Raw genomic sequence first — 9,428 nt, forward strand, 5'->3', positions numbered from 1 at the left:
GGCCGGGCACCCCGGCGGGGGCGGGGGCCGCGCCGCGCCCCCGGCGGAAGGGGGGGGGGGGCCCCCCCCTCTTGGGCGCCCCCCCCCTCCGACGTTTCCAGTCCGGTCAGCCTTGGGCGTTCAGCCGCTCGCTCAGGCCGGCTTCCTCCTCGGCAAGCACGACCGGGACGTCACCGAGCTTCCCGAACCACTCGTGGATGCCGGGCAGTTCCGCCCGCCACTCGTCGGCATTGACCGCCAGCGCCGCCTGGATCTCCTCGTCCGTGATCTCCAGACCGTCGAGGTTCAGGTCCTCGGGCGCGGGGACCACACCGACGGCGGTTTCCACGCCCCCGGCCGTACCGTCCACGCGGCGGCAGATCCAGTCCACCACGCGGCTGTTCTCGCCGAAGCCCGGCCAGGCGAAACCGCCGTCGGGAGTACGACGGAACCAGTTCACGTAGAACACCTTGGGCATGTTGGCGGAACCGTGGTTCTCGCCCAGGTCCAGCCAGTGCTGCAGGTAGTCGTTGGCGTTGTAGCCGATGAAGGGCAGCATGGCCATGGGGTCGCGCCGCACCACGCCCACGGCACCCTTGGCCGCGGCGGTGGTCTCCGAGGACAGGCTGGCACCCAGGAACACACCGTGCTCCCAGCCGAAGGACTCGGCGACCAGGGGGACCGTGGTCTTGCGGCGTCCGCCGAAGATGATCGCCGAGAGCGGGACGCCGTTGGGGTCATCGTACTCCGGCGCCAGGATCTCGGCCTGCTTGATGGGCGTGCAGAACCGGGAGTTGGGGTGTGCCGCCGGGCGACCGGAGTCGGGGGTCCAGTCGTTGCCCTTCCAGTCCACCAGGTGAGCGGGAACCTCGTCGGTCATTCCCTCCCACCACACGCCGCCGTCGTCAGTCAGGGCCACGTTGGTGAAGATCGTGTTGCCCTTGGCGATCGCCTTCATGGCGTTGGGGTTGGTCGACCAACCGGTGCCGGGCGCGACGCCGAACAGGCCTGCCTCCGGGTTGACGACGTACGCCTGTTCACCGCGGAACCGGATCCACGCGATGTCGTCACCGACCATCTCCGCCTTCCAACCGGGGATGGTCGGTTCGATCATGGCGAAGTTGGTCTTGCCGCAGGCCGAGGGGAAGGCCGCCGCGATGTACTTGGTCGAGGCATTGGGGTCCGTGACCTTCAGGATGAGCATGTGCTCGGCCAGCCAGCCCTCGTCGTGGGCGATCGCGGAGGCGATGCGCAGCGCGTAGCACTTCTTGCCGAGCAGTGCGTTGCCGCCGTAGCCCGAGCCGAAGGACCAGATGGCGCGATCCTCGGGGAACTGCACGATGTACTTGGTCGGGCTGCAGGGCCACGGAACGTCTTCCTGCCCCGGTGCCAGCGGCGCACCGAGCGAGTGCAGGCACTCCACGAAGAAGGCGTCGGTGGCTTCCATCTTCTTGAGGACGTCGGAGCCGATCGTGGCCATGATGCGCATGGAGCACACGACGTAGGGCGAATCGGAGATTTCCACGCCGTACTTGGGGTCGTCGGCGTCCAGGTGACCCATGACGAAGGGGATGACGTACATGGTGCGTCCACGCATCGACCCGCGGAAGTGCTCCGTGAGGATGCCCTTCATCTCCTCCGGGTCCTCCCAGTTGTTGGTGGGACCGGCGCCGTACTTCGTCTCGGTGCAGATGAAGGTCCGTTCCTCGACCCGGGCCACGTCGTCGGGGTCGGAGAACGCCGCGAAGGAGTTCGGGAACTTGTCATCGGCAAGGCGGACCAAGGTGCCCGCCTCGACCATCTCGTCGGTCAGGGTCTTCCACTCGTCCGCGGACCCGTCGACCCAGTGAATGCGCTCCGGCAGGGTCAGGCGGGCCACTTCGCTCACCCATTCCAGCAGGTGCTGGTGGGTCGTGGGGGCTTGCTCGATCCCCCGCTGAGCCTCGGCGGAGAGTTCATTCAACGTGTCTGTGGGTTTCTGAGCCATGGACGTGTCTCCTCGTTGAGGCCGTGCATTACTTCTGACCACCGACTTCTCGGCCACCTCCGGAACCTCACCGTTGAGGTCCCTGCCCAGCTGAACACCGCCTGGTTGCTCCGATCACATGAGGATCACCTGAGGTGAAAGCCGAGGCGGAGCTGGCCGATCTTGTGGTGTGATCGAAGTCTACCTGTTCCGTTGGTCACGACCCCGGTCAAGGGTGGCCAGAATCACACGATCATGACGGGCGGCGTACGTCACGAGCGGGCGCCATCCCCCGAAGTCACCAGGATGTGGCCAACCTCACGAATTAGCACATGTTCACTTTGCGTATGTGCTCCATCACCCCCTACAGTGATCACGCGGACAATTAGGGCAGCCTAACCTTGCATGACTCGCATCATCCTGGGCCGGTGGTCGCTTCCGCAGGCACACAGCCGCCGATCCGATTCGAGACATCACAGGGGTAGACATGACCGTTCCTCGCCGCAGCCCGAGCACCGACAGCTTCCTGACGGGATCCCTGTCCCGGCGAAGCGCCCTCACCGGCATGGCCGCTTTCGGGGCCCTCGCACTGGCGGGCTGCCAGACCGGGTCCGGCTCCCCGGAGGACGGCGGCAGCGAGTCCTCGGAGGGTTTCCCCCGCACCATTGACCACGCCTACGGTTCGACGACGATCGACGAGGAGCCCAAGCGCGTGGCCACGATCGCCTGGGTCAACCAGGACGTGGTCCTGGCGCTGGGAGTGGTCCCGGTCGGCATTGCCGAGACCGACTTCGGCGGCAACGAGAACAAGTCGACCGACTGGTTCGACGACGCCCTGGCGGAAAAGGGCGGGGAGCAGCCCACCAAGTGGTCCGAGACCGACGGTCTGGACTTCCAGGCCATCGCGGCAGCTGAACCCGATCTGATCATCGGCGTCTACTCCGGCATGACGCAGGAGGACTACGACAAACTCTCCGAGATCGCCAACACCGTTGCACCGCCGGCAGACACCGCACCGTTCGGCACCCCGTGGGAGGAAACCACTCGCTTGATCGGCGAGGCGCTCGGGCGTGACCAGGAGGCAGAGGACCTGGTGTCCTCCGTCGAGGAGAAGATCTCCAAGGCCGCGGAGGAGAACCCCGATCTGGCGGGCAAGACCTTCATCTACGGCACCGTGGACCCGTCCGCCGAGGAGCAGATCAGCATCTACACCTCCGTCGACAACCGGCCGCGTCTCATGACCGCGCTGGGCATGGAGCAGGCTCCGGTCGTCGTGGAAGCCGAGGGCGACGATCCGACCGAGTTCTTCATCGGCTGGTCCCCCGAACGCGCCGACGAACTGGAGTCGGATGTCCTGATCACCTGGGCGGCCGATGAATCCGTGCGCGAGGACATCGAGTCGGACGACCTGCTCAACAAGATTCCGGCGGTGGCCGATGGCCACATGGTCCTGCAGACCGACGGCCAAGAGACCCTTTCAGTCTCCGCCGCCTCGCCCCTGAGCATCCCGTGGGCCCTGGAGAACGTGATCCCGCAGATCTCCGAAGCGGTCGGGGGCAGCGGGTCCACGGGCGAGGCATCGGCCACGGAATCCGCCGCAGCATGAGCCGGTCCCTACGGGTCACCCCGTGGGTCACGTTGGCCGTCGCAGTGATCCTCTTGATCGCCGCGACGGCCGCGTCGCTGTTCTGGGGCAGTCGATCCATCGACCCCGGCACCGTGGCGACGGTGCTCGGGAGGCTGCCGGGCATTCTGACGGGGCAGGACTCCGGTGCCGGTGCCGGTGCCGACATGGATACGACCGTGGTCCTCAACCGCATTCCGCGAACCGTGACCGCGGTCGTGGTGGGCGCAGCACTGGCCGCCGCGGGCGCGGGCATGCAGGGGGTCAGCCGTAACCCACTCGGTGACCCGGGTTTGCTGGGGCTGTCCTCCGGAGCTGCAGCCGGCGTCGTGCTCGCCCTGGGGTGGCTCGGGGCGCACAGCAGCTGGCAGATCGCCCTGGCGGCACTGATCGGCTGCACCGTCGCGGCCGGACTCGTCTTCGGCCTCTCCCAAATCGGAGGGGGCGCGCCGACGCCCATCGGACTGACGCTCTCCGGCGCGGCGGTCAACGCCGGATTCGTCGCCGTGACCTCCGCCGTCGTCCTGACCAACCAAGCCGTCCTGGAGCGGTACCGGTACTGGAACGTGGGATCCGTGTCCCGTACGGACACCGGCGACCTGGCCACGGCGGCACCGTTGGTCCTGATCGGAGTTGCGCTGCTGCTGGCCGGGGCATCGGGACTCAACGCCATGGCCCTGGGCGATGAACTCGCCCACGGTCTGGGTGTCGACCTCGGTGTCCAGAGGGGCCTGGTCTTCGTGGGGATCGTGGTTCTGGCGGGCTCGGCGACAGCGATTGCCGGCCCGATCGCTTTCGTGGGACTGCTGGTCCCCCACGCCATCCGCCGCGTCGTGGGGGGAGACTACCGCTGGTTGATCGTCCTGAGCCTCCTCCTGGGCCCGGCCCTGCTGCTGGTGGCGGACACTCTCGGCCGCGTGGTGGCGCCGCCCCAGGAGATCTACGTGGGGATCACCACGGTGGTCCTGGGGGTTCCCGTGTTACTGGCCCTTCTTCGTCGACCACGGGGGGTCACGCTGTGAAGGCCGCTTCCGTCCAGACCATCCGCCGCAGGCAGTCCCACCGGGGCCGCCTGCTGCTCGCGTCCCTGCTGATCGCGGTGCTGGTCATGATGGGCGTGCGGGTGTTGCTGGGTCAGTACACCGTCACCCTCCCGGACTTCTTTCGCATCCTGGCGGGCGAGCGCATCCCCGGAGCCACGTTCATCGTGATGCAGGACAAGCTGCCGCGCGCCCTGCTGGGTGCCGCCGCGGGACTGGCTTTCGGCATGGCCGGTGCCCTCTTCCGCACCGTGTTGCGCAATCCCCTGGCCAGCCCGGACGTCCTGGGCATCAACGCGGGCGCGGCGGCCGGTGCCGTGGCATCCATCTACTTCCTGGGGACCTCGGGCGCCGGAGTGGCCTGGGCGGCGCTGGTCGGGGCACTGGTCGCCGCCGGTCTGATCGCTGCAGCCTCCACCTCCCTGCACGCCGGCGCGGGCGCCTCCGGGATCGTCGGAGAGCGCTTCCTGCTGGCCGGGATCGGCGTCGGAGCACTGGGGCAGGCCGTCGTGGTCGGCGTCATGGCCCGACTGTCCACGCAGAACGCCCAGGGTGCCGCCGTCTGGACCGCCGGTTCGCTCAATTCGTCCACCTGGGACCGTCTGGTCCTGGTCCTGGTGGTGCTCGTGGTCGCGGTTCCCCTCGCGGTGATCCTGCACCGGGCCATGGAACCCGTGTCCCTGGGCAATGAGCTCGCCGTCGGCCTAGGGTCGCGCCCGGGCCTGGTCCAGACGGGAACCCTGGGCGTGGGCGTGCTGCTCGCCGCCGTCGCAACGGCCTCAACGGGACCGTTGTCCTTCGTCGCACTGCTCGCCACCCCCATCGCAGCGGCACTGCACGGTGGACGGATCTCAGTGCCTGCCAGTGGCGCCGTCGGTGCCCTGATCGTCGTGTCCGCGGACATGGTGGGAGCCGAAATGTTCGGCGACGCACGGCTCCCCGCCGGAGTGATCACCGGAGCGATCGGTGCACCCGTGATGTTGTGGCTGCTCGTGAAGCAGCGGAGAGGAGCTCAGTCATGAGTGACCTGCAGAGCACCCCGGTGTTCCGGACCGAAGGCCTGTCCCTCGGGTACGGGCCCCGGACCGCCGTGTCCGACGTCGACCTGGTCATCAATCCCGGGGAGACAACAGTGCTGATCGGGGCCAACGGATCGGGCAAGTCCACCCTGTTCAAGGGGCTGTCCCGGCAGCTGCCCCCTCGTTCCGGTCGGATTCAGTTCCGGTCCCAGGACCTGGGGCAACTGCGCCCCAAGCCCTATGCCCGCCAGGTCGCCCTGCTGCCCCAATCCCCCGTGGTGCCCGAAGGCCTCACGGTTGCCGAGTTGGTGGCGCGGGGGCGGCATCCGCACCGGCGGTGGTGGGGTGCGCCCTCCCCCGGCGACGACGAGGCGATCGCTCGCGCCCTGTCCATGGTGGATCTGGAGCAGTTGGCCGAGCGCCCCGTGGACGAACTCTCCGGTGGCCAACGGCAGCGCGTGTGGATCGCGCTGGTCCTGGCACAGGACACACCCACCGTGCTCTTGGACGAACCCACCGCAGCGTTGGACCTGGCCCACCAGGTGGAGCTGCTGGACCTGATGCGCTCCCTGCGCCGCCCGGACGGCAGCCGGACCACCGTGGTGGCCGTCCTGCACGAACTGAACCTGGCCGCGCGCGTGGCCGACCGGGTAATTGCACTCAAGGAGGGAGGGGTGCAGGCGGTCGGGACGCCGGACGAGGTGTTCACCGAGCAGACTCTCTGGGAGGTCTTCGACCTGGAGGCCGAAATCGTACGGGACCCCACGGAGGGGCATCCCGTGGTGCTCCCGCGTGGCCGTCGCCGCGCAGCCGCGGAGCCGGAAGGCGCGCGCACCGAGCCGGGCGAGTCCACCGAGCCGGGCGAGTCCACCGTCGAGGTTCCCGTGGGGATGGAGGCATCATGAGCGCCGCAGCTCAGCCAGTACCCGTGATCGCCTGTGCCGAGGTAGAGGTCACCGGAGTCGAAGACCTCTCACCGACGTTCCGTCGCGTCCGCCTGGCCGGCCCGGAGTTGGCCGAGTTCTCTCGAGATCTCATCGGCGACGGTGATCCCGTGGCGTGCCGCGACGCCTACCTCAAACTCCTGCTGCCGCCGGAGGGCACCGAGCCGACTCGCCCCGACCTGAGCATGGGGTACCGCGGGTGGTTCGCGCTGCCCCAGGAGCAGCGCGGCTATCTCCGTACGTACACCGCCCGATCGGCACGGTGGGTGGAACTCAGGGGTCAAGTGGTACCGGAGGTCACCCTGGACTTCGTCCTGCACGCAGCGGATCAGGGCCCCGGCGGACGCTGGGCCGCAAACGCCCGCCCCGGCGACCGGACCTACCTGTTGGGGCCCGGCCCCGGAGAATCACCGTGGTCCGCCTGGAGTTCCGGTCGCGCCCGACGGATCGTGGCTGTCGGGGACGAGACCGCTGTGCCGGCACTGCTGTCGATCGTCGAAGAACTCCAGGCCGATGAGCAGCCCATCGATGCGGACGTCATCATGGAAGTGCCGCTGGCCGAGGACCTTCCGCTCGCGGAGTCCTCACCTTCGGTCCGCGTGCACGCCCTCCCCCGTTCAGAAACCGGTGCCCACGGGACGGGTTCCGTCCGCGAGTTGGCACACGTGCTGGATCTGCCAACCTTCTGCGTGGCGGACGTCCTCGCGGGTCGACGCCCGGAACGCGCCGTCGAGGCCACCGCGACGGAGGCGACCCCCCTCTGGGAAATCGCCGATCCCCGATCCGAGGGGGACACCTACGTCTTCCTGGCCGGTGAGGCGGCCAGCGTCAAGGCGTGGCGGCGGCTGTGCGTGGACGCCGCGGGCATCCCCAAGCAGAACGTGTCCTTCATGGGCTACTGGCGGCGCGGGCAGGCCGAGTGCTGAGCGGTTCCCGCGTGATCGGGCGAACAGCCGTGCGATTTGCGCAATGGACCGCGGTCCGCGTAATGTAATCCACTGTTCGCGAGCCCGGCAGGGCGGCGAACATCGGTCTGTGAGACCGGCGCGCCACTAGCTCAACGGATAGAGCATCTGACTACGGATCAGAAGGTTGGGGGTTCGAATCCCTCGTGGCGCACTTTTCATGAGCGGCCTGACTTGGAGGATCCAGGTCAGGCCGCTTTGCTGTGCGCGGGCAGCCCCGAAGAGCGCTCGGTCAGTACCTCGATCCGGCCACCGGCAGGTGCTCGAGCAATGCCAGGTCCTCGTCGTCCAACTCGACCTCCACGGCCCGAGCGTTCTCGGCCAGGTGTTCCAGGGAGCTCGTCCCCGGGATCGGCAGGGACACGCCCCCGGCACGGGCGGGCAGCATGGTCCAGGCAATCGCCACGGCTGCCATCGGAACACCGTGCTTTGCCGCCACGCTCCGGATCGGCGGCAGTACCACGTCGTCGTTGGTGGCCCTGGCCTCATCCGTGAACCGTGGATTGCGCGCACGGAAATCCCCCGCCGGGAACTGACGTCCACCCAGTGCGCCGGTGAGGTACCCGCGGCCCACCGGTGAGAAGGGAACGAACACCGCGCCGTTGTCCCGGCACCAGCCGATCACGTCGCCGGCAGGGTCACCGTCCGAGGTGTGGCCGGACCCGTCGGGGTCGCGGGTCCAGAGGGAGTATTCGGACTGGACCGCGGCCACGGGGTGGATCGCCTGGGCGCGCTGCAACTGCTCCACGGAGACCTCGGAGAGCCCGATGCTGCGCACCTTCCCCGATGTCACAAGTTCCGTCATGGCACCCCAGGTGTCCTCGAGCGGCACCTCCGGATCGATGCGGTGCACGTAGTAGAGGTCGATGACCTCTGCCCGCAGTCGCCTCAGGCTGTCGTCGATCGCGGTGCGGATGTATTCCGGGTCGCCGCAGCGTTCGGTCTTGGGCGGCTCCAACTGCTCGGCACGCAGTGCGACCTTGGAGCACAGGAACGTGCTGTCGCGGCGGTCGCGCAGAGCCGCCCCCACGAGTTCTTCGTTCGCCCCGCCGCCGTACAGGGTCGCGGTGTCCACGAAGTTCATCCCGGAATCCACCGCCTCGCGCACGACGTCCAGCTTGGCGCGCTCGGTCAGATCCGTCCGGTCCAGCACCCAGCTCAGGCCCATGGCCCCGTAGCCGACGGCCCCCACCCGATCACCGGTGGGGGTGAAAACGACTTCTCTCATGTCTCTCCTCAGATCCGTTCCGCGCGCGGGACGGTGAAATCGGTCAATCGTGCATCTGCTCCGTCCAGCAGGCCCCAGCCGCGGGTGGTCCTGAGGACCGCCAGACCGCTCGTCGGATAGCCCCCGGACAGGTCCATGACCGCGTCCATCTCCGAATCGGCGCCCGCCAGTCGCATGGCAAGGTCCTGGACGGCGGGTTGGTGGCAGATCACCATGAGCACCCGAACCGAATCCGGCACCGCGTTGATCTCCGCCAGCACCTGGGCCGCCGACGCCTCGTAGAGGCGCTCGGAAAGATTGGCCGTCGGCGCCTTGTCCCCCAGCTCGGAGGACACCCATGTGCAGGTCTGTCGGGTACGCAGGGCGGAGGAGCACAGGATCATCTCCGGTGCCAGCCCCGCCTCGAGCAGCCAGCGCCCGGCCAACGGCGCATCTGCTTCACCCGTGGAGCTCAGGGAGCGTTCGTGATCGTCCACTCCCCACCCCGCCCCTGCGGCGGCGTGGCGCATGAGGATCAGCACCCGTTCGTCATGGCGGTCTTCCGTACGCGCTGCACACATGGCGTCATGTTCTCACGAACGGGCGACGGGGGACGCCCCCCCCCCCCGCGGGGGGGGCCCGGGCGCGGGGGCGGGGGGGGGGGCGGCGCGGCGGGGGGGGCGG

Annotated in this window: 8 protein-coding genes and 1 tRNA gene; 6 read left to right on the forward strand and 3 right to left on the reverse strand. The window is 68.6% G+C overall.

Annotated elements, in window-relative coordinates:
• Positions 1-106 precede the first annotated feature (106 nt).
• A complete protein-coding gene (locus GWK18_RS05730) occupies positions 107-1,966 on the reverse strand; it encodes a phosphoenolpyruvate carboxykinase (GTP) (RefSeq protein ID WP_166833773.1) in 1,860 nt (619 codons plus the stop codon).
• A gap of 466 nt (positions 1,967-2,432) precedes the next feature.
• Here GWK18_RS05730 and GWK18_RS05735 point away from each other — a divergent pair, with 466 nt between their 5' ends.
• The 6 genes from GWK18_RS05735 (at position 2,433) to GWK18_RS05760 (ending at position 7,691) form a co-directional block, all read left to right on the forward strand.
• Positions 2,433-3,551: an iron-siderophore ABC transporter substrate-binding protein gene (locus GWK18_RS05735; protein ID WP_209280903.1), complete on the forward strand. Its 1,119-nt coding sequence runs from the start codon at positions 2,433-2,435 to the stop codon at positions 3,549-3,551.
• Positions 3,548-4,591 (forward strand): iron ABC transporter permease, encoded by a 1,044-nt coding sequence (locus tag GWK18_RS05740; RefSeq protein ID WP_166833775.1) that lies wholly within the window; start codon positions 3,548-3,550, stop codon positions 4,589-4,591. The genes GWK18_RS05735 and GWK18_RS05740 overlap by 4 nt, the downstream gene beginning before the upstream one ends.
• On the forward strand, positions 4,588-5,631 hold the full coding sequence (locus tag GWK18_RS05745; protein ID WP_348535848.1) for an iron ABC transporter permease: 1,044 nt from the start codon (positions 4,588-4,590) through the stop codon (positions 5,629-5,631). Before GWK18_RS05740 ends, GWK18_RS05745 begins: the two co-directional genes overlap by 4 nt.
• On the forward strand, positions 5,628-6,533 hold the full coding sequence (locus tag GWK18_RS05750) for an ABC transporter ATP-binding protein (RefSeq protein WP_166833777.1): 906 nt from the start codon (positions 5,628-5,630) through the stop codon (positions 6,531-6,533). Before GWK18_RS05745 ends, GWK18_RS05750 begins: the two co-directional genes overlap by 4 nt.
• Complete coding sequence (locus GWK18_RS05755) at positions 6,530-7,498, forward strand: siderophore-interacting protein (RefSeq protein WP_166833779.1); 969 nt, start codon at positions 6,530-6,532, stop codon at positions 7,496-7,498. The genes GWK18_RS05750 and GWK18_RS05755 overlap by 4 nt, the downstream gene beginning before the upstream one ends.
• Before the next feature lie 120 nt (positions 7,499-7,618).
• Positions 7,619-7,691, forward strand: a tRNA-Arg gene (locus tag GWK18_RS05760).
• Between the two features lie 78 nt (positions 7,692-7,769).
• Here GWK18_RS05760 and GWK18_RS05765 read toward each other — a convergent pair.
• Both GWK18_RS05765 and GWK18_RS05770 read right to left on the reverse strand, forming a co-directional pair.
• Positions 7,770-8,765 carry an aldo/keto reductase gene (locus tag GWK18_RS05765; RefSeq protein WP_123823576.1) on the reverse strand — a complete coding sequence of 332 codons (996 nt, stop codon included), beginning with the start codon at positions 8,763-8,765 and terminating at the stop codon, positions 7,770-7,772.
• Between the two features lie 8 nt (positions 8,766-8,773).
• On the reverse strand, positions 8,774-9,325 hold the full coding sequence (locus GWK18_RS05770; RefSeq protein WP_123823577.1) for a histidine phosphatase family protein: 552 nt from the start codon (positions 9,323-9,325) through the stop codon (positions 8,774-8,776).
• Positions 9,326-9,428: the final 103 nt, after the last annotated feature.

The organism is Kocuria sp. JC486 (genome assembly GCF_011602805.1).
Taxonomy (GTDB): domain Bacteria; phylum Actinomycetota; class Actinomycetes; order Actinomycetales; family Micrococcaceae; genus Kocuria; species Kocuria soli.

What these genes read in the sequence shown, in the direction of transcription:
- GWK18_RS05755 (WP_166833779.1), top strand. Translation starts at nt 6,530, where the DNA reads ATGAGCGCCGCAGCTCAGCCAGTACCCGTGATCGCCTGTGCCGAGGTA.
- GWK18_RS05750 (WP_166833777.1), top strand. Translation starts at nt 5,628, where the DNA reads ATGAGTGACCTGCAGAGCACCCCGGTGTTCCGGACCGAAGGCCTGTCC.
- GWK18_RS05770 (WP_123823577.1), bottom strand. Translation starts at nt 9,325, where the DNA reads ATGTGTGCAGCGCGTACGGAAGACCGCCATGACGAACGGGTGCTGATC.
- GWK18_RS05740 (WP_166833775.1), top strand. Translation starts at nt 3,548, where the DNA reads ATGAGCCGGTCCCTACGGGTCACCCCGTGGGTCACGTTGGCCGTCGCA.
- GWK18_RS05765 (WP_123823576.1), bottom strand. Translation starts at nt 8,765, where the DNA reads ATGAGAGAAGTCGTTTTCACCCCCACCGGTGATCGGGTGGGGGCCGTC.
- GWK18_RS05730 (WP_166833773.1), bottom strand. Translation starts at nt 1,966, where the DNA reads ATGGCTCAGAAACCCACAGACACGTTGAATGAACTCTCCGCCGAGGCT.
- GWK18_RS05735 (WP_209280903.1), top strand. Translation starts at nt 2,433, where the DNA reads ATGACCGTTCCTCGCCGCAGCCCGAGCACCGACAGCTTCCTGACGGGA.